Annotated in this window: 16 protein-coding genes; 7 read left to right on the top strand and 9 right to left on the bottom strand. The window is 38.8% G+C overall.

Translation table 11 applies throughout. The features are described 5' to 3' along the window. Positions 1-18: 18 nt before the first annotated feature. A complete protein-coding gene (locus tag F935_RS15920) occupies positions 19-780 on the bottom strand; it encodes an AcfC family putative adhesin (protein ID WP_016139818.1) in 762 nt (253 codons plus the stop codon). Between the two features lie 241 nt (positions 781-1,021). Between F935_RS15920 and F935_RS15925 the strand changes: the two genes are divergently transcribed. Next, positions 1,022-2,218, top strand: a complete 1,197-nt coding sequence (locus tag F935_RS15925) for an alpha/beta fold hydrolase (RefSeq protein WP_016139819.1) — start codon at positions 1,022-1,024, stop codon at positions 2,216-2,218. A gap of 67 nt (positions 2,219-2,285) precedes the next feature. Here F935_RS15925 and phoR read toward each other — a convergent pair whose 3' ends face one another. The 3 genes from phoR to F935_RS15940 form a co-directional block, all read right to left on the bottom strand. Continuing rightward, positions 2,286-3,644, bottom strand: coding sequence for a phosphate regulon sensor histidine kinase PhoR (phoR, locus tag F935_RS15930; RefSeq protein ID WP_016139820.1), 1,359 nt, complete (start codon positions 3,642-3,644; stop codon positions 2,286-2,288). Between the two features lie 9 nt (positions 3,645-3,653). Continuing rightward, the gene (phoB, locus tag F935_RS15935) at positions 3,654-4,364 is read right to left on the bottom strand and encodes a phosphate regulon transcriptional regulator PhoB (RefSeq protein ID WP_016139821.1); all 711 of its coding nucleotides are present in this window, start codon (positions 4,362-4,364) and stop codon (positions 3,654-3,656) included. Between the two features lie 254 nt (positions 4,365-4,618). Next, positions 4,619-5,290 (bottom strand): TetR/AcrR family transcriptional regulator, encoded by a 672-nt coding sequence (locus tag F935_RS15940; RefSeq protein ID WP_016139822.1) that lies wholly within the window; start codon positions 5,288-5,290, stop codon positions 4,619-4,621. A gap of 212 nt (positions 5,291-5,502) precedes the next feature. Between F935_RS15940 and F935_RS15945 the strand changes: the two genes are divergently transcribed. Continuing rightward, the gene (locus F935_RS15945; protein ID WP_016139823.1) at positions 5,503-6,336 is read left to right on the top strand and encodes an SDR family NAD(P)-dependent oxidoreductase; all 834 of its coding nucleotides are present in this window, start codon (positions 5,503-5,505) and stop codon (positions 6,334-6,336) included. A 57-nt stretch (positions 6,337-6,393) separates the two neighbouring features. On the opposite strand, the gene F935_RS15950 is transcribed toward F935_RS15945, so the two are convergent. The 5 genes from F935_RS15950 to F935_RS15970 form a co-directional block, all read right to left on the bottom strand. Further along, complete coding sequence (locus tag F935_RS15950; protein WP_016139824.1) at positions 6,394-7,761, bottom strand: MATE family efflux transporter; 1,368 nt, start codon at positions 7,759-7,761, stop codon at positions 6,394-6,396. A gap of 105 nt (positions 7,762-7,866) precedes the next feature. Beyond that, positions 7,867-9,021, bottom strand: coding sequence for a pyridoxal phosphate-dependent aminotransferase (locus F935_RS15955; protein WP_016139825.1), 1,155 nt, complete (start codon positions 9,019-9,021; stop codon positions 7,867-7,869). 28 nt (positions 9,022-9,049) lie between these two features. Next, positions 9,050-10,360, bottom strand: coding sequence for a DUF445 domain-containing protein (locus F935_RS15960; RefSeq protein ID WP_016139826.1), 1,311 nt, complete (start codon positions 10,358-10,360; stop codon positions 9,050-9,052). Positions 10,361-10,373: 13 nt separating this feature from the next. Then, positions 10,374-10,937, bottom strand: a complete 564-nt coding sequence (locus F935_RS15965) for a CC0125/CC1285 family lipoprotein (protein WP_016139827.1) — start codon at positions 10,935-10,937, stop codon at positions 10,374-10,376. A 59-nt stretch (positions 10,938-10,996) separates the two neighbouring features. Next, entirely contained in the window at positions 10,997-11,536 is a 540-nt protein-coding gene (locus F935_RS15970) for a DUF924 family protein (protein WP_016139828.1), read from the bottom strand. 168 nt (positions 11,537-11,704) lie between these two features. Here F935_RS15970 and gshA point away from each other — a divergent pair, with 168 nt between their 5' ends. The 5 genes from gshA (at position 11,705) to F935_RS15995 (ending at position 20,055) form a co-directional block, all read left to right on the top strand. Continuing rightward, a complete protein-coding gene (gshA, locus tag F935_RS15975; protein WP_016139829.1) occupies positions 11,705-13,282 on the top strand; it encodes a glutamate--cysteine ligase in 1,578 nt (525 codons plus the stop codon). Positions 13,283-13,298: 16 nt separating this feature from the next. Then, entirely contained in the window at positions 13,299-13,814 is a 516-nt protein-coding gene (locus tag F935_RS15980; RefSeq protein WP_016139830.1) for a disulfide bond formation protein B, read from the top strand. A gap of 165 nt (positions 13,815-13,979) precedes the next feature. Further along, complete coding sequence (locus F935_RS15985; protein ID WP_016139831.1) at positions 13,980-17,306, top strand: type VI secretion system Vgr family protein; 3,327 nt, start codon at positions 13,980-13,982, stop codon at positions 17,304-17,306. A 9-nt stretch (positions 17,307-17,315) separates the two neighbouring features. After that, positions 17,316-19,343 (top strand): peptidoglycan DD-metalloendopeptidase family protein, encoded by a 2,028-nt coding sequence (locus F935_RS15990; protein WP_016139832.1) that lies wholly within the window; start codon positions 17,316-17,318, stop codon positions 19,341-19,343. Further along, the gene (locus F935_RS15995) at positions 19,324-20,055 is read left to right on the top strand and encodes a hypothetical protein (RefSeq protein ID WP_171068118.1); all 732 of its coding nucleotides are present in this window, start codon (positions 19,324-19,326) and stop codon (positions 20,053-20,055) included. Before F935_RS15990 ends, F935_RS15995 begins: the two co-directional genes overlap by 20 nt. Positions 20,056-20,080 lie beyond the last annotated feature (25 nt).

A 20,080-nucleotide genomic window follows, 5' to 3' on the forward strand; every position in this document is an offset into this window, starting at 1 on the left:
CAACGCTCCCTGTTTTACTTATTTAGTCCAACCATATTTTTTGAAAATAGTATTACCTTGCTGAGACGATAAGAACTCTACAAAACGTTTAGCTTCAGTGTCTTTTAAACTATGCTTGGTTAAGGCAACACCTGTATCACGATAGACAACCAACTCTGGTTCAATAGGTATAATTTGCCCAACATCTGGGTTACTAATTCCCCAAATATTAAAAACTAACCAAGCATCATAGCTGCTATTTTCTTCCCAGCTTTTCTTGGCAATACCCGTATTAGCTGCATAGGTGGTAATATTTTTTCGAACAGATTTGGTTAATTGAATGTTGCCAGTTCTACCAGCGATATCCTCCCACATACCGACCTGACCTGCACCATGAGTAACTAAAACTTTAACGCCAGATTTAGCTAGGTCTTTAAATCCTTTAATATTTTTAGGATTTCCTTTGCGTACTAAAATGGCTGCGGGGCGTAAATATAAAGGTTCCACCGAGTCTTTTATAATTTGCTCAGAAAAAGCATTTTCAAAATCCGACATCATGGCTTCGGAACCACTATATATAACATCGGCATCTAGTTTCGCTTGGTCAGACCATTGAGATGTAGGCCCAGCCGTTACATGGACTGCTATGCCCGTTTTATTGGTGAATTGTTTGGCGGCTTCTTTCATGGCGGGTGCTGGCCCACCAGGACCATATACCTGTACGTCTGCAAAACTATGGATGGGTAGAGAACCGAGAATAAGACAAATCAGATACGATATAAATTTATATTGTTTTGACATTTTAATCGCTATAGTAATTAAGAAAATATCAGCATATATTTTTTATTATTTAAACGGGATTAATTTTTGCAACGATATTTATAATACATTTCTTTAAAATATATTTTAATTGGATTTTAAGTGACTGTATAAATGTAAATTCTTTTGAAGTAAATATAACTATAGAAGTTTTTATGGTAATTTATATTTTATAAATTGATTATTTGAATAGATATATTGTAAATAATAGAGGAGTAATCCCTTGATTAAAAAAAGTAATTCTTTTTTAAAAATTTTATTTAGCAGCACTTGTTTGGTGTCTTGCTCTGCTATGGCTGCTCCAATTACAGATTTGGGTAAGCAAATTGTGAGCGACAAACCGGGTTCAATACTGTCGCTAGAACAGCAAGATGTGACGGATTTATTTCCTCATGCAGATCAGCGGTTGTTGATCAATTATCGTAGTCGAGGTATTCAGGGCGAGCCCATTGTGACATCGGCTTTTATTTTATTACCTAAAGGTACACCACCAAAAAATGGTTGGCCAATACTCGCTTGGGCGCATGGCACGACCGGAGTAGCTGATACTTGTGCACCTTCGGGTGATTATGTTGGTGGGCCCGTTCATTCATACCAAGAAGTTGCTTCTAAAGCGTTAGATGGTTGGCTTGCGCGTGGCTATGCAGTTGTCGCACCTGATTATCAAGGTTTAGGTACACCGAGTGGGCATCCCTATATGAATGCAAAGAGCCAATTGCATACGGTAGTCGATGCGGTGCGTGCATTACATTTGCTTAAGCCCAAGAGTTTTAATAAACAGTGGTTGGTGATGGGACATAGTCAAGGCGGGGCTGCGGCAATTGCAGTGTCTGCCTATGGTCAAAAAGATGCGCCTGAACTGGATTTAAAAGGGGCAATCGCTCTTGCGCCAGGCGGCTATCAATATGAAGGCATTGCAGAATATGTGCAGACTCATCCAAACCCAGAACCTAGTGTGGCAGCATTTTTCCCGATTGTTTTATTAGGAGCACAAGCAGCAGAACCAAGTATTGTTCCTGAGAATTTAGTCAGTCCAGAAATGAATGCGGTGCTGACTCAAGGGCGCAGTCGTTGTTTATCTGAACTTCAAGCTGATTTGAAGAAATCGCCTTCTAGCATATTTCGATCTGATGCGGATTTAAAACCTCTTTTGGCTTATCTAAAACAGCAGTCCATTGAAAATATGGTGCCTACCGTACCGTTAATGATTGTTCAGGGTTCTAAAGATCATTTAGTCGATCCTAGAGGGACATCTGCTTATTACCAGCAGCTATGTAAATTAAAAAAACCAGCTATATATCAAACGATTGATGGCGGAGATCATCGCGATGCATTGCGCCAGAGCAATACGTTTGCCACTAACTTTTTAAACGTAATAGAGAAAAATCAAAGTAAATCGTATTGCTCGAATTTTAAGTAAATTATTTTAAATAATACAAAAAAGCCGACTTTTCATAAGTCGGCTTTTTATTTAAATAGAGGTGACTTTAGGTCATGTTATATAGTCTTTCTTTCGGAAAAACTACGGTAAAGGTTGAACCTTCATTTTCTTTAGATTGCACATCTAAATGGGCACCGTGTTGCATAAGCACGTGTTTTACAATCGCTAAGCCTAAACCTGTACCACCTGTTTGGCGACTACGGTCACTATCAACACGATAGAAGCGTTCGGTTAAACGTGGCAAATGTTTTGGGTTAATTCCAATACCTGTGTCTTGTACACTAAAGTAAGCATGTTCACCATCATCATGCCAGCCAATTGTAATAGTTCCGCCTTTTGGTGTGTACTTGATGGCGTTAGTAATTAAATTACTAAATGCACTGGCAATTTCCATGTCAGAACCAATCAGGTCACAATGACTATCAATGTGTAAATTGAGCGTGTGTCCATAATCGGCATTGTAGGCCTGAGCATCATCAAAAAGTTGACTCATTAAACTCGGCATTTCAATAATCTGATTCTTTGCAATTTTTTTATTATTTTCTAAATTCGATAACAGTAGTAAATCATTCACCAAAGCATTCATACGCTTGGTTTGTGATTGCATCTGATCAAAGGCACGTTTCCAGCGCGGACTAATATCTTCCTGATCTGTAAACGTTTCGATATAACCACTCAGTACGGTTAATGGCGTACGGAGTTCATGAGAAATATTGTCGACGAAGTCTTTACGCATTTGCTCAAGGTTGTGCATACGCGTCACGTCGTAAGCCACCAATAAGCGACTTTCTCCACCAAATCTTGTCAGCTTAACCTGTACATATCGGTCATCGTCAAAATTTGAGTGAAGCTTAATCCCATCGGGTGCCTGATCAATATTATTAAAATATTCAATAAAGGTTGGCTGACGTAAAATCGTTAATAGATTTCGGCCGCGGTCGAGAGGACTGATTCCTAACAAACGTTCAGCAGCAGGGTTCCACCACTCGATTTGATGTTGGTCATCAATTAAAACAACGGCTTCAGCAAGTGCAACTAATGAAGACTGTGCTCGGTCAATTAAACCGACCATTTCCGCCTGAACAATTCGCTCCTGACGCTGAGCACGGTAAACATTAAATAATAATGCCCCCCAAATCCCGTTAAGATTGGGAGGAACGTCATAAGGTTTATTCGCAATCCAGTCATTGACCAGATATAAAGAACGCAACTGGAGTGTAAAAAACACCACGAAGGCGATAAAAATACAGCTCCAGAAATACCCAAGGCCTAAACCGACTAAACCGGCAATAATTAGAAAAAATAATAAAAGCCGTAAATCTTGTTTGGCAAACGTCCATAAACTACTGTAGCGGGAAAGTTTTTGTTCACGTACCTGTTCGGGGACGGGGTAGGGTTCATACATAAATCTTGGTTAACCTGCGGCTAAATCTGCACGTGTTGAGAAACGGTAGCCAGTTCCACGCACAGTCTGAACAAATCGGTCAACACCAAACGGTTCTAAAACTTTACGCAAACGGCGAATGTGCACATCGATAGTGCGGTCTTCGATATATACATTACCGCCCCACACCTGATCGAGCAACTGGGCACGTGTATATGCACGCTCTGGATGGGTCATAAAAAACGCAAGTAAGCGATATTCAGTTGGACCCATTTCTAAAATATTGTTGCCAAAGCTAACACGCTGGCTTACAGGGTCAAGAATCAAACCATTGGCATCAATGGTTTTTTCCCCACTTAATGCATTGGCACGACGCAGAACTGCCTTAATACGTGAAACCAGTTCACGTGTTGAGAACGGCTTAGTCATGTAGTCATCAGCACCTGCGTCAAGACCTTGTACTTTGTGGTCTTCTTCTCCGCGGGCAGTCAACATAATGACGGGAATTTCTGATAGATTTTCATCTCGTTTTAAGCGGCGACATAAATCGACACCACTTACGCCTCCAGGTAACATCCAATCAAGCAAGATAAGCGCCGGACGTTGGTCGACGATAATTTGATGAGCCTGTTTGGCATCTTCTGCCTGTAAACACTGAAAGCCTGCCATGTCCAAAGAAGTATGGATCATTTCGCGAATAGGAAGCTCATCATCGACAATTAAAATATAGTCATCTTTCACAGCGCAATATCCTATAGATTTAACGGTGAACCGTTTTGTAGTTATGACAGGCTTATTACAAAGATTAATTATGACAATTTCATTGCAGAAAAGTCTATAAAATTAAATTTAGCAATAATTTGTGACAAAACCAAGGCAAAGCTATGACCAAATTATGACATCAAGACTTTAGTTTTCTTAAAATCATTCAATAGCTTATCAATGAAGTAGCTTAATTAGTTTTGCACATTTATCGCTGTCAAAAAACTTTAATATTATTTTGAAACTTGCGCTAATAAAGATAAGAAAACGATACGGCATGCGGTTAAAACCTGCTCAAGCGACTGTTCAAACCCTCCCATGACCCATCGAATCGCAATTTGAGTGACATATCCATTTAAGCCAGTTGCGATTAATGAGAGCTCATTTTCATGGTGTTGAATTTGCGGCATGGTCAGCATAACAAAGGCTTGAATCATGCGGTCAAATTGCGCAAGTGTTTCTTGAATGGTGGCCTGATTATGTAATTCTTGTACCAAAACTGCGTCGACATAGACAATACGAGCTAATCTCGGATCTTCTTTTAATGTTGTCAGTAGTGCTCTTAAACCAGCATCGACCATTTTTTCTGGATCGGGAGTAGCTTTAATCACGGCTTGCATCAAGTTTTGCTGTAATTCTTCAATCATTTTTAAAAAGATAGTTTGAAATAAATCTTCACTTTTTTTAAATGATTCATAAAAATAACGTTCTGTGAGTTTTGCCTCTTGGCATACATCTTTGACCGTCACGGAAAAAAACCCGAGGGTTCCGTAGGTCGCAATACCTGCTTCAATCAGTTTTTCACGGCGCGCCTCTTTACGTTCAGATAGAGATAACCCTTTGAACTGACGTTCTTTACTCACACTTTTTGTTTTCTTTTTACTGGTTGAGTCGTTAGTCGCCATAAATAAGTCGTTTCCTAAAGATTGGTTTCCTAATTTATAGGTTTTAGCCAAATATGTTCACTATGATAAAGCTCTCAGTAGAATTGTGCCATTCTATCTGAAATTACAGTGTACTATATTGACAATGGATATTGTCAAAATTATATTAAAGATGTCTAAACTGCACATGCAATGAACCGGTTGTGCAAATATCGAAAAACAAAGGATGGACAATGAAAAATTTTAAAAACAAAGTCGCTGCAATTACGGGCGCGGGTTCTGGCATTGGACAACAGTTAGCAATTCTTTTGGCAAAGCAGGGCTGCCATCTTTCGTTGAGTGATATTAATGAAAAAGGATTACAACAAACTGTCGAGCTTTTAAAACCGTACAGCAATATTACTGTTACTACTAAAAAGCTTGATGTGTCTGAACGTGAAGCGGTAAAGCAGTGGGCACAAGAAACTGTGCAAGATCACGGTTCTGTTAACCTGATTTTTAACAATGCTGGTGTTGCTTTAGGCTCAACTGTTGAAGGTGCGACCTACGAAGATTTAGAGTGGATTGTTGGGATTAACTTCTGGGGTGTGGTGTACGGAACTAAAGAGTTTTTACCGTTCATTAAGCAAACTCAAGATGGCCATATTATTAACATATCGAGCTTATTTGGTCTGACTGCTCAACCAACCCAATCTGCTTATAACGCGACTAAATTTGCTGTGCGTGGTTTTACCGAGTCATTGCGCCAAGAGTTAGATATTGAAAAAAGTGGCGTAAGCTCGTTGTGTGTACATCCGGGCGGAATCCGCACCAATATTGCTAAATCTGCAAAAATGAGTGATAGCCTGAATAGTTTGGGTATGGACCCAGCTAAATCGATCCAAAACTTTGATAAGTTCCTGCGTACTCCACCTGAAGAAGCAGCTCGTCAAATTTTACAAGCGGTATTAAAAAATAAACGCCGTTTATTAATTGGTAGTGATGCAAAATTTCTTGATGCATTGCAGCGTTTGTTCCCAACAGGATATCAACGTGCTTCAACCATTGTGACCAAATTAATGAAATAATTTTTTAACGAAAAAAAGCCATCAAATGATGGCTTTTTTTATGTGGTTTGAATGGTTCTAAATGAGAACTTTGATCTTCTTTTTCTTCCAAATGAATTGGTAATACAAGCCTTGAATAATACATAAACTCACAAATGCTAATGCATAGGCAACCCAGATTCCTTTAAGCCCCCACATTGAGCTAAACCAGTAAGCACATGGAATTTCAATAAATAAAATAGCAGAAATATTAAGTAGCATTGGAACGGTCACGGTTCCGCTGGCACGCATGATCGATGCAAAAATGGCACCCGCACCAAAGAATAAAATTGCCCAAAGCACAATAAATAAAAGTTGCTGCCCTAACACGACCACAGTTGGGTCGGTAATAAACAGAGCCATTAAATATTTTGAAAATAGATAGCCAAGTGCAATTAAGGTACCTGTAAATAAAAAGTTCATTCCCAAAGCTGTGCGGGTTACTCGTGCTAACAGATCTGATTTGCCTGCACCAATCGCTTGTGCGGCAAAAATTGAAGCTGCAATTGAGATCGACAAGGCAGGGAACTGAATGTAGTTAAGCACCTGATTCACCGCACCATATGCTGCTGTAGCATGCGATCCGTAATGGTTAACCAACCCAACAATAACCAAGCCAGCCATTGAGGTGGTAATCATTTGAATGCCGGTTGGGACGCCTAAGCGCAAAATGATTTTGCTTAGTTCTGGATTGTGACGGATATGTTGCAAAAGCTGACGATTCGGCCGAAGTGGATGATTTTTCTTGTTCAGATAAATTGCCAGAAAAATTAAGATAGCAACATAACCCGTGATCGTTGCAATTGCTGGAGCAATAATTCCCAGAGCTGGCAAGCCAAAATAACCTTTAAGCAATATCGGGGTAATCACTAAGCCAATTACACTGGTTAAAGCCAATGCAAGTAACGGCGTGGTACTGTCGCCTACACCACGTAAAATTGAGGTATAAATAATATAAATAAACAGAAGCGGGCTACCCGCCAGCATCCATTGCACATAAGGCAAAGCAAGATGCATTACCTTTGGATCTGTACCTAATAATTCTAAAATATCATGGGCAAAAAACACACCGATAATCGCGGTAATTACCCCACCAATCAGTGTCATAAACAGGGTAGAACCGACCACACTTTGGACTTTCTCTATGTTTTGTGCACCCCACGCTTGCCCTACTAAAACAGTAGTACCCGTTGAAATCCCGATAATAAAAGCAAGGAGCAAGAATAAAATAGGGAAAAAAACAGAGACGGCAGCAATCGCATCAACTCCCATCATTTGACCAACAAAGATGGTGTTAATCGTTCCCGATAAGTTCTGCAAAATATTGGTTGCAATGAGAGGCAGTAAGAAAACAAAAAATGTTTTCCATAGATTTTGCTGATGAATTAAAGACTGTCTTGGTGGCATGTGTTCTCCATCGCCCATCTCTTTGATGAGCGGGGCAGACATTCAACTTAGCATATTTAGGTGAAATTTCTTGTAGTGTTTTACTATGCTAAGTTTCTAAATTTATTAACATTCATTCAATATTTCTCCTGCTTTTTGCAATGTCTCATCATTTTTAGCAAAGCAGAAGCGAATTAAGCGTAAAGATTCTGGCGCTTGTTGGTAGAAAACCGAAACAGGAATAGCCACAATTTTATGTTGCTCCGCAAGAAATTGGCACATTTCTACATCGTTTAAATCGGGTCTAATTTGACTGTAATCAAGGTTTTGAAAATAAGTACCTTGAGATGGTTTTAGCAAGAAACGGCTATTGTGAATCGCCTGATTAAATCGATCTCGCTTAGTTTGGTAAAACTGCGAAAGCTCTTGAATATGTTCCGGATGTTGCTGTATATATTGCGCTAGGGCAATCTGACAAGGTGTCGTGCCACAGAAATTCGCATATTGGTAAATCTGGCGGAATAAACGCATTAACTCAGGTGAAGCGACGCAATAACCTGTTTTCCAGCCCGTCACATGAAAGGTTTTCCCAAAAGACCCAATCACAAAACTACGCTCTCTGAGCTCTGGAAAATGCAAAGCACTAAAGTGTTGTTGGTTATCAAAGACTAAATGTTCATAGACTTCATCGGATAAAACCACAATGTTTTTATCTTGAATGAGTTCAATGAGTTCTAACCAGTCTTGTTTATCCCAGATGGTACCTGTTGGATTATGGGGAGTATTCACCACAATCATACGGGTTTTGTCATTAATCAAATCTTTAACGTGTTGCCAGTTCACCTTAAAGTCAGGTGCCTCAAGTGCAATATGAACTGCTTTACCACCTGCTAACTGCACAGAAGGGCCATAGCTGTCGTAACTTGGGTCAAAAATAATGACTTCATCACCTGCATTGATGCATGCCTGTATGGCACAAAAAATTGCAATGGTTGCGCCGGGAGTAATCGTGATTTGCGTTACAGGGTCAAGTTGAAGTTGTTCACGTTGCTGAAATTGTAAAGCGAGTTGTTCACGTAAACCGAGAATACCGTCACCGGGTGGATATTGATTATGCCCAGCTAAGGTCGCCTGAGATAAAGCTTCCAGTAAGGCTTGTGGTGCCGGAAAATCTGGAAAGCCTTGTGACAGGTTGAGAGCACCTAGACGATGTGCCATTGCCGTCATGGTACTAAAAATAGTCACGCCTTGAGTGGCCAGTTTTGACTGTAGCTGTAGCATATTGTTCTCTTATTAAAAATATTTAAAGTTATAAAATTGATTCAATCACTGCTCGAATTACACCGAGGGTTAAACCAATAAATGCACCGACTACAACCCCGTTCACACGGATCATATGTAAGTCGCCACCGACTTCATTTTCAATTTTCCCAATCATTTCGCGTGAATCCCATTCATGAATGCGTTCGCTCACATAGCGGATGATTTTATGGCTATATTGATCTGTAAAAGTCAGCGCAAGTCCTGTCATTTCTTTGTTTAGCACTTCGCGTACTTTGGCATTTTGAACAAGGTTTTCACCCAGTTGCTGAATAGCAGCTCTTAGGTTCATTGCAATGCCAGAGTCTTCTTTCATTAAATCTTCTTTAATGGCATTACACAAAATCGTAACAGCGCCACTAATGAAATTTAAGACTTGTGGACTATCGAGAAGGGCATCTTTACCGCTGTTGAGACGTTGGCTAGCAACGCTGTCTGGTTTTGTCAGCTCAAGCATCAGAGAGTGGGCGATGGTTTCAATTTCTTGTCGCCATGGGTGCTCATCATCTGCCAACATCGATTCTACTTTTTCAACGAGTGAGTCGATAGTACGTTGTTGAACATCAATACCAATCCAGCTTGCGCCTTTTGCAAGTGACCAGACCCCAAGCGCTTTAAACATTTTTCGGGTTAATTCACGGGTTTTATCCGGGTTTTGTACCACCCATTCATGCGCGATATCGAGTCCACGCTGTAAGACGTCTTGATGGAAATCATTTTCCAATACCGCGCGTAGCATTTCACTTGCGAGTTTATTGACCTCGGTATTACGTACCCACTGCACACTATTGTTTTGCACAAAATTGGCAATTTGATCTTGGCTAACAAACTCAAAAATTTTCGGTACGGTTTGCTGAATGAGCTGTACCACTTGAGTATTGTTTTGTGGGCTTGCTAACCATTGACCAATTGCGAGGCTCAAATCAGTTTTTTCTAAGCTTCGTTCGACCACTTGAGGCGAAAGAAAATTTTCTTGTACAAAACGACCCATTGACTCTGCAATGCGAGCTTTGTTGCGCGGAATAATCTCGGTGTGGTCGCGTAAAAACTTAGGAATTGGTAACTTACCAAATGGGTTCCGAAACAGAACTGTAATCGCGTACCAGTCGGCTAAACCACCGACGACACCGGCTTCTGCCCCTAACATTAAAATATGAATAAAACCTGTGTACTCTGGCAGAAAACGATCAGCCACCATCAGTGCAATCCACAGCACAACGACAATAATAAGCGCCAGAGTAGCAAAATATTTGCTACGTTTTAGACTGGGCACGTGGTGAACTTCTTCTGCCATGTTCATAAATTTATCCTATTCATTTTTGTTTTACTGGAGGCTCAGGCGGTGGCAACAGCTCTCCTGTCGGACTCAATCCATATTTTTGTCCGATTGATTTCAAGATCAAGGTTGCATCAAAAGCATCCTGTGGAGCCTGCTTTTGATCCCGATAACATTCAATAGTATACGATACTTGAACAGGATCGATATTGACCACTTGTGGGTAATCATAGAACGGATCATGCCAGAAACCTGGGTAGCGACGACCATAACCATATGGGTAAAAGCTTGGAGCTGATGGATAAACCACAGCCTGACGTTGTGGTTTCTGGCTCTGATTGCTTGGATCATTTTGCACTTTAAAAAAGCGGAAACCTTTTTGTATCGTCGTTTGTGCTGATTTTACCAAGGTAATTTCTTCAGCTCTGCCGTAACTCATATTTGGGTCGGCTTGAAAACTAATACGGAATGTTTGGGCATTTAGAGGATATGCTGAAAACTGTCCAAGTTGATCAAAAGTTCTTGGTTTACTTGGAGTCGTTGCACACGCAGTTAAAGTTAAGGCAGTGCCTAAGGCTAAACAAAGAGAGAGATATTTCATGATGAACTCCCAGCTGAGCATTAAAAAATAGATGACTCAGCATTAAAAATTAAGAAGTTTTAAAAACTACTGTTCGGTTCTAATAAAAATTCGGTTTCCTCTGGAGTGGAAACACGCCCGAGAATGGTATTTCGATGAGGATAGCGTCCAAAGCGATCAATAATGACTTTATGCTTTTTCTCAAAGTTTAAGTTAATTTCATTGCCGAGGCGTTGAAAGAGTTTCAAGGCAAACTCATGAATCAGCTTCGATTCACTGTGCATAAACGGCATATATAAAAAAGAACGTTGCTCTGGATTAAGCTGTGCATCAAGTTGTAAGCTAATCGTTTCTTGTGCCAAAGCTAATGCCAAACTGTCATAGGCAAAAGATTCGGGCTGATCACGATAAATGTTGCGAGAAAACTGGTCTAGTACAATAATCTCTGCCAAACGGCCTTCCGCTGTTTTTCGCCAAGACCACAGTTCTGCTTGAGTTGCCTGTCGATGAACGTTAGAAAAATTTTCACGGATTTTTTTGTCAAAATCATCACTTTTTGCAAACCAAAGTGAACGGTGTTCAGGAGAAAACCAGAAGTTTAAAATGTCTTGTTCGTTCATGATATTGACAACTCTTTAGCAATTATTCTTCAATAAAATCACAATTCTTTCGTGTCTTAAATAACAAGATTGTGATAAAAATTGCCAAACTGGAATGATGTGAGTATATAAATAGCCGTATCATCTCACGATTTTGTATATAGTGATCTTTAATAAGCGAGCAAATGCATGAGTCAACCCACTACACCCTCTCAATCAGTTATTCCTGCTTGGGTGGATTCGTCGCTACTACAAGGCATGTTACGTGGAATAGAGCGTGAAAGCCTACGTATGCAAAGTAATGGGTTCTTATCACAAGAGTTACATCCAAAGACATTGGGTTCGGCTTTAACACATCCACAAATTACGACTGATTATTCAGAAGCATTGATGGAGTTTATTACCTCACCTAAGCCAACCATTGGTGAAGCTTTGAATGAGCTCACCGATATTCATGCGGTTGTGCATCGTCATTTAGAAAATGGTGAGAAACTCTGGCCGCTGTCTATGCCATGTATGTTAGACGACAATGAAGAACGGATTCGTCTAGCACAATACGGCACTTCTAATATTGGTCGCTTTAAAACACTATACCGCCGTGGGTTGGGAATTCGATATGGTCGCCGCATGCAGACCATTTCAGGCGTGCATTACAATTTATCTTTTCCAGATACGCTTTTTGCCGAGCTACAAGCTCATGAAACTGACGAACAATTAAAATCATTAAGTTTGCAGGATTATCGTAGCCATCGTTATTTTGGTCTTGTTCGTAACTTTATTCGTTTAACACCACTGGTTATGTTTTTAGTGGGTGCTAGCCCAACAGTATGTCGTTGTTTCCTAACTGGACATAAACATCAGTTGTTGCCTTTAATCAAAGGTTCATACTATTTACCGTATGCTACAGCTTTACGTATGGGGCGATTGGGCTATCAAAACTCAGCTCAAAAAAGCTTAGGTATTCATTACAACAATTTGACTGGCTATCTGGATGGTTTACAAAAAGCTGTTCATTCTCCTTACCCGCCATTTAGCCGTTTAGGGTTAAATGATGCCTCTGGTGAGCCGTTGCAAATCAATGATCATGTTTTGCAGATCGAGAATGAATATTACAGTCTTGTACGTCCAAAACAGGTGCCTCAAGCAGGTGAAACACCATCTCAAGCCTTGAAAAATCGAGGGGTGGGATATGTTGAACTACGTGCTGTTGATGTAAACCCATACTCGGCAATTGGTGTTGATGAAACGACAGCAGGCTTTCTTGAAGTGTTAGCACTTTATTGTTTACTAAGTGACAGCCCTGATTTGTTAGGTCCAGAGCAAGACTTGGTTGAGAAAAATCAGACCGAAGTGGTAAACCGAGGTCGAGCACCGAACGCAACCGTTACAGATTTAACAGGGTCATATCACATTGAAGATTGGGCACGTTTATATATTGCTAACATGCAAGATTGTGCACAGCTACTCGATCAGACCTACGCAACAGACTTATATGGTTCAGCATTAGCGATCATGCAAGCACGAATTGATGAAGTTGATGAGACTTTGTCGGCCCATGTCATTGACGATACGTTAAAACATGGTGGAACTTGGAGTTTTGGTAGCCACATGGCGCAATTACATGCTGAAAGTTATGAACAGCATGAGCTTAGTGTGGAAACCTTGAAACATTTTGAACAATTGGCTGCACAGTCGTTACAGCAGCAAGAACAACTTGAGCAAGATACTCTGGTCAGTTTTGATCAATATCTTGAACAATATCGATAATAAAACGAGGTTTTACATGCGATTAAGTTACCGTTTGGTGAGTGGACTACTTGTTTTAGCAAGTATTGTCGGCATGTCTTTTGCGTTGTATTTGGAACATGTAAAAGGTTTAGAGCCATGTCCGCTCTGTATTTTTCAACGTGTTGGCTTAATGGCAATGGGTTTTGTGGCACTGATTGCCTTTTTGCATAACCCAGTGTCCAACACGATTAAACGCTTTTATGCATTTTTGGCTGGCATCGCAATTTTATGGTCAGTCGGAGTAGCAGGCCGTCATGTGTGGATACAGCATTTACCAGCAGATCAAGTACCAAGTTGTGGACCGGGTTTAAACTATTTAATTGATGCCTTACCGATGAAAGCAGTTTTGCAAGAAGTGCTTGCTGGTTCAGGTGAATGCGCTGCAATTGATTGGACCTTTTTAGGTCAAGCTTTACCAGTTTGGTCATTAGTTTATTTCATTTTGCTCTTACTGGTCTGTTTATGGCAGTTGTTCCGTTTTTATCCAGTGTTTAAGACTGCTAAAAAGTAAGTTTAAACAGATTAAAAAAAGCCCAATATTATGTTGGGCTTTTTTTATTGTTTTAGAATTAATCAAACTATAAAAAAATGAATTAAAAAAAAGCATAACGATATAGACAGATAGTTCTGTTTTTTATAAAGTGCAGCCGTTTATATATCCTTATGATTATAAAAAATGCTTTTTAATATATTTAATGTTTTGGAAAAAATAGGGTTAAGTGCACAGAAACGCGCGATTCACGTGCAATTTTCTAATGAACTACTCAATAACCAAGTTTTTTTACAGCGTATCGAAGGCCAACACCAGCTAAATGGGGAAATTGAAGCTGAGTTAATTTGTCTTTCGACGAGTGCCCAAATTGCATTGAAGCAGTTTATAGGGGTACAAGTTGCTGTTGATCAGGTCACAGATTCGGGACAATTATTCCGAACTACAGGAATTGTGACTGAAGCCAGTTATGGACAAAGTGACGGTGCTTTAACGCTTTATAAACTGACCTTAAAAGACGCGACAAATTTATGGCACAAGCGCCGTAATAGTCGTGTTTTTATGAATAAAAGTATTATTGAAGTCACGGAAATTTTATTTAAAGAATGGCAAGAAAAAAGTCAGCTTTTTGCGATAAGTTTAGGTCTCGACCTTAGTGGCTTAAGCCAGAGTTATGATATCCGTCCATTCATCATGCAGCACAATGAATCTGACTATGACTTTCTGACGCGCTTATGGCGAAGTGAAGGCGTTAGTTGGTTAATTGATGAAACAGAGCTTTTTGTACCTCATTTTACTGCACCAATACAGGCTCAAAAACTGAGACTCATTGATGACAATAGTCAGTACCAAGCTTTAGAACGTCGTAATATTCGTTATCACCGAAGTAGTGCAACAGAATATCAAGATAGCATTACGGGCTTTGTAGCAGTGCGGACTCTGCAACCCACCGCGGTACATGTGCAGCGATGGCAACCGGATGCTCTGGCACACGAAGAGGGTGTAGGTTCAGTTATCACTACACACATACATTCAGAGCAGTTTGATTCAGCGAGTTTGAGCCTTGAACAAGCATGGCACATGAGTCCAGCTTGGATGCAAGATTTAAAAGGGGAAGATCAGGCTACTGCTTCAAGTAGTAATCAGCTAGAAAAATTAAATCAGCACTTTACGGATATGTATGCGAGTCAGGCCAAATACTTTAAGGCCTATAGTAGTGTGCGCGATAGCCAAGTCGGTTATTGGTTTAACCTACAGGAGCATCCAGAAATTGATCAGCATGATGGGGCTGATCAAGAGTTCCTGATCATTGCTAAAAATTTCTATAACCAAAATAACTTACCGAAAGATTTACATCAGCAAGTTAGCCAGTTGTTAACTCAAAGTCGTTGGGATAAACATGGTTATGATGATATTGAACGTCAAGGTAATGAGCTGACCTTAATACGCCGTCAAATTAAGACTGCACCTGAATATAATCCAGAACAGCATCGACCAATTGCCTACCCACAAAGAGCGAAAGTCGTGGGGCCAGAGGGAGAGACCATTCATGTCGATGAATGGGGACGTATCAAAGTACGCTTTCTATTTACCCGTAGTGATGATCATGGGCATGATGGTGGTGCAGGTAGTAATGACAACGATACTGACTCGGCTTGGGTCGATGTACTGACTCCGTGGGCAGGTGAAGGCTATGGAGCACGTTTCTTACCGCGTATTGGTGAAGTAGTTGTCATTGACTTCTTTGATGGCAATATTGACCGTCCATTTGTGACGGGGCGCATCCATGAAGCACAGCGTTCACCAACCAAGTTCGATATAAAAGGCCAGCTTCCTGCGACTAAAAAACTAAGCGGGATTCGCAGTCAGGAAATCAGTGGTAGTGGCTTTAACCAATTACGCTTTGATGACACAACCGGGCAAATCAGCACTCAACTACAAAGTAGCCATGCAGCAACACAGCTGAATTTGGGTAATTTAAGCCATCCTAAAGAACAAGAGATGAGTCAAGGCCGTGGTGAAGGCTTTGAGCTTAGAACAGACGCTTGGGGCGCTGTGCGTGCAGGTAAAGGTATGCTGATTAGTACCTATGCACAAGAACAAGCGATTGCAGATCATTTAGAGGCTGCACAAGCACAATCATTACTTTCACAAGGGTATGACAGCATGAAAATGCTCAGTGAAGTTGCAGCTAAGCAACAAACTGATGCTTTGAATGTGATTAATCGATTACCCAAATTTATCCAGTCACTTGAGCTAAAAACTACAGGACAGGCACTAAATAGTACTGTGAACCTATTTAAAGAAGGGATTAATAACGATCCTATTCACGCACTAAAAGACTGTGGTGGCTTTATTCAAGATATGGGTGCGCTAGGGGGAGATGCAAAAGGCGTTGTAGATGAATTTAATACTTTCTTTAGCGACGCTAAAGATGCGGTAGAGAATTTAAAAGCGTTCATCGAAAACGTTGAAGAGCATGGGGCTGACATTGTTAAAGGAAAACTTGCCAGCATTAAAGATCGGATTCATAAAAATCCATTTGAAAGTATTAAAGAGGTTGGGAAAGTCTTAGGGAATGTCGAGACTAAAGACTTTGACATGATGAGTGTATGCGGAACTTTTAGTAAGGGTAGTAAATTAGAAGTGACACCTTCTAAAGCATTGAGTTCTTTGCAAGGCTTTATGGAAGGTTATACCCAAGGTTTAGAAAGTAGTGCAGATACGAAACAACAAGAACAAGGCAAAATCTTTAGACAAGCCCTGATGTTATTAGCATCGCCAAACGGTATTGCTTTGACGACACCCGAAAATATTATTCTGCAAGCTTCACAAGATATTGCTGAAAGTGCCAGCGGTTCAATTAATTTAAGCGCACAGAAAAACATTATTGGACATGCACAAGACAAAATCAGTTTGTTTGCGGCACAAAAGGGTTTTCGCGCTTATGCAGCAAAAGGAAAGCTCGAATTACAAGCGCAAGATGATGCAATTGAAGCAATTGCCAAGAAGGTGATTAAGCTCATTTCTACAGAAGAAAAAATCGAGCTTACAAGTCCAAAAGAAATTGTATTAACAGCAGGTGGATCGCAGCTCAAAATTAATGCGGATGGCGTATTTTCAACAACAGGTGGTAAGTTTGAAAGTAAAGCTGGGCAGCATTTGTTTACGAGTGGAGCTAAGGTTTCTTATGAGGTTCCTGAGTTGCCAAAAATTGGACCTTATGCTGTTGATTTTTTATTTGCTAGTTTAGCTGGAAATGGTATAGGAAATGCAAAAATACAGTTGTATGAACCAGATAAAAAAGAAATTATTTGGGAGGGTAAAACAGATTTAACGGGGAAAAGTAATTTATCTCTCCAGGATGAGGCAAAACGATATGAAGCTCTGATTGGTTTTGATGATTGGTCAAGTATATTTGATGATGAAGATAATTATGAAGAAGAACATGAAGAAGAATTTGAAGTAGGTGAGCATGGTATGCAAGCTGAAGAAAATAATTTAGAAGAATAGGTATAATTTATGTCAAAAATTTATATTGTTAAATCAGGTGATACTCTTTGGGGAATTTCAAAAAAGCATCATACCTCTGTAAAAGAGTTAGCTAGAATTAATTCATTAACAGGTAGAATGATTCATAATCTTAAAATTGGGCAAAAGATTTATCTACAAGATGATGTAAATAACGCTAATAATTTTGAAACCGAATTAAAGATTATTTTAATGGATCTTTCTTTTAAGCCTATATCAAAAGCTACCATTCAATTAGAGTTTGATGGGAAAAAAATTATTAGAAATACAAAAAATAGTATTTTTGAAGATATAAAAATTCAAGATCATTCGAAAGGATTGAAAGTTTTTTTTAAAAATTTAAATGGTAATTTCGATTTAATTGCTGATCATAAAGTGCTTCCATTAGGGCGAAAAGTACTAAAATTAACATCAAGAAAAATGAAAGTAGAAGGTTCTCATTATGCAAAAGATGGAGTATTAAATGAAACAGTTAATCAGATTATGAATAATTTAAAAAGGATTGGAAAACCTATAGTTGAAAGTATATCTACTACTACATCTAATAAAGAGGAATTAAAAAATAAGCAACCACAACCAAAAATACCTGAAGAAAAAATAGAGCAAAAGCGTACCGATAATGGTATTAGTACCCATATAATTGCTGCCCAATTTACAGAAGATAATTTTTTATTAAAACCTGTTAATAATAAATATCGAGCTTATATTGTGAGTGCAGCTAAAAGACATGGTTTTACTCCCCACTCTTTAGCGGCTGTTATTGAAGCTGAAGCAGCAAAAATAAAAAAGACAGGCGAATGGAATACTAATAGTAAAGCAAATTCGAGTACAGCAGCAGGATTGACCCAATTCTTAGATGAAACATGGTTAGCTATGTGTAAGGATAAAAGTTCATTAGTTGGGCAATATGTAATGAATCATCCTAAACTAACGATACAGCAGAAATTAGATTTAAGATTTAATGCGGAAATGGCGATTGATGCTGCTGCTGCCTATGCAATTAGTAATTTTAAATCATCTGGCTTACCTTATCAAAAACTAACAGAACCAAGTTCAATCGCTAAGTTTGCTTATTTGCTACATCATGAAGGAGCTACGGGAGGGAAAAATTTTGTACTAAACACTTTAAGTCAGGAACGTGCAAAAAAATTACTTTTTACTCAATTTGGAAAGAATGGTGCCAAGCAAGCTGCAGATTTTTTAAATCGGTATAAAGGTGATGCAAAAGCTGCTTATGGAGCATGGCTGAGAAATTATATTGATGGCCATATAAATATTTATCAATATGTTGTAGATAAGAGTAAGACTTCTGGAATAAACTTAAGTACGGATGAAACTATAAAGTTATTGAAAGGACAAACAATTTCCGCTCCTGCTCCTAAAATATCAAATACTTCTAATAATCAAGACACAACAAAAGTCAGTACTATTGAAAAATCTGAAGCTAAAATTGGAATTAATACTTCACAAACCCCAACAAATAATGTTGGAGGAGATAATAAGTGGCATAATCCTTTAGCAGATTGCAAATTAAGAACAGCAGGTCTGGCAAATGCTAAAGGTGCAACATTTGGTAAAGTAAGAAATAATGGTACTAAAAATCATCAGGGTGTTGATTTACAAGCTAATCCAGGTACAAAAATATATGCAGTCTGTGGTGGCATTATTGCTTTTGCTGGGGCAACTGGTGGTGCATATGGTAAAGTCATTGTCTTAAAAGTTGATATAAGCGATTTACCCGAAAAGCAAAAGAAATATGCTCAAACTAAACTTACAAAAAATAAATATGTCTACTTCTTTTATGCTCATTTATCGGTTATTGATGTAGATAAAGGTGATCCAGTTGATACTGGAGAAGTAATTGGAAAAACTGGTGCAACAGGTAATGCGAATAAAATGACCACTATATCCAAAGGTGCTCATCTTCATTTTGAATCTAGAAGTGCTCCCTTATTAGGGGTGGGATTAGATGGAAGAATTGACCCAATACCATTTATAAATGCAAATTTACCATATTAATTTTGAGGTACTTATGAAAATTTTAAATTCTTTTGCAATGATGATAGCTTGTAGTCTTTTTTTCAACATTTGTTATGCAAAAGGAAATAGTGAGTGGAATGATTATTTACAAGATTCTACACAAATAAATTCACCTATAGAATACATAGATACTTATAACAAATATACGGTTATCAATCCTAATTTAAAAATTAAATTAACAGATTTCGGTGATATTGAAAAAACCAAAAAAGAGATTAAATATTCTTTAAAAAAGTATGGAGTTCAAATTTTAAACAAGAAAGAAGTGTATAATGTTTTTGAGAGTAAAGTTCCCCTAAAGTCAAATGTTGATTTTACTTTATTATATAATGATAAAAATATTGTGGCTTTTAGGACTCGGGAAAGTAGTAATATAGACTATGTCAAAGAACCATATAAAAATTTCACTGCAAATGCATATTTTTATAATTTGATAAATAATAAATTTATTGAAGTACCAGTTTTAAATTCAGATAGTGAGGATAAAAGTAAGGCGACAGATATCTTACAAGGAGATCAGTTAACTTATGATTCAAAAAAAGGACAATATATTTATTTAGCAAATATAAAATCTTATAAAACAGGGAAAATACAATCTGTCAAAACTATTTTTAATAGTAACTTAAAATGTATTTCTTCTACTTTAGGATGCGAAACAATAGGGGCTCTTCCTGCTACAAAAGCTAATTAATTAAAAAAGCCCAACTTAAGTTGGG

Origin of the sequence: Acinetobacter calcoaceticus ANC 3811, assembly GCF_000399665.1 — a bacterium.
In the GTDB taxonomy this organism is placed as follows: Bacteria; Pseudomonadota; Gammaproteobacteria; order Pseudomonadales; family Moraxellaceae; genus Acinetobacter; species Acinetobacter calcoaceticus_B.

Coding starts and splice junctions, on each gene's coding strand:
- F935_RS15920 (WP_016139818.1), bottom strand. CDS start 780: ATGTCAAAACAATATAAATTTATATCGTATCTGATTTGTCTTATTCTC.
- phoR (WP_016139820.1), bottom strand. CDS start 3,644: ATGTATGAACCCTACCCCGTCCCCGAACAGGTACGTGAACAAAAACTT.
- F935_RS15940 (WP_016139822.1), bottom strand. CDS start 5,290: ATGGCGACTAACGACTCAACCAGTAAAAAGAAAACAAAAAGTGTGAGT.
- F935_RS15945 (WP_016139823.1), top strand. CDS start 5,503: ATGAAAAATTTTAAAAACAAAGTCGCTGCAATTACGGGCGCGGGTTCT.
- F935_RS15950 (WP_016139824.1), bottom strand. CDS start 7,761: ATGCCACCAAGACAGTCTTTAATTCATCAGCAAAATCTATGGAAAACA.
- F935_RS15955 (WP_016139825.1), bottom strand. CDS start 9,021: ATGCTACAGCTACAGTCAAAACTGGCCACTCAAGGCGTGACTATTTTT.
- F935_RS15960 (WP_016139826.1), bottom strand. CDS start 10,360: ATGAACATGGCAGAAGAAGTTCACCACGTGCCCAGTCTAAAACGTAGC.
- F935_RS15965 (WP_016139827.1), bottom strand. CDS start 10,937: ATGAAATATCTCTCTCTTTGTTTAGCCTTAGGCACTGCCTTAACTTTA.
- F935_RS15970 (WP_016139828.1), bottom strand. CDS start 11,536: ATGAACGAACAAGACATTTTAAACTTCTGGTTTTCTCCTGAACACCGT.
- gshA (WP_016139829.1), top strand. CDS start 11,705: ATGAGTCAACCCACTACACCCTCTCAATCAGTTATTCCTGCTTGGGTG.
- F935_RS15980 (WP_016139830.1), top strand. CDS start 13,299: ATGCGATTAAGTTACCGTTTGGTGAGTGGACTACTTGTTTTAGCAAGT.
- F935_RS15985 (WP_016139831.1), top strand. CDS start 13,980: ATGCTTTTTAATATATTTAATGTTTTGGAAAAAATAGGGTTAAGTGCA.
- F935_RS15990 (WP_016139832.1), top strand. CDS start 17,316: ATGTCAAAAATTTATATTGTTAAATCAGGTGATACTCTTTGGGGAATT.
- F935_RS15995 (WP_171068118.1), top strand. CDS start 19,324: ATGCAAATTTACCATATTAATTTTGAGGTACTTATGAAAATTTTAAAT.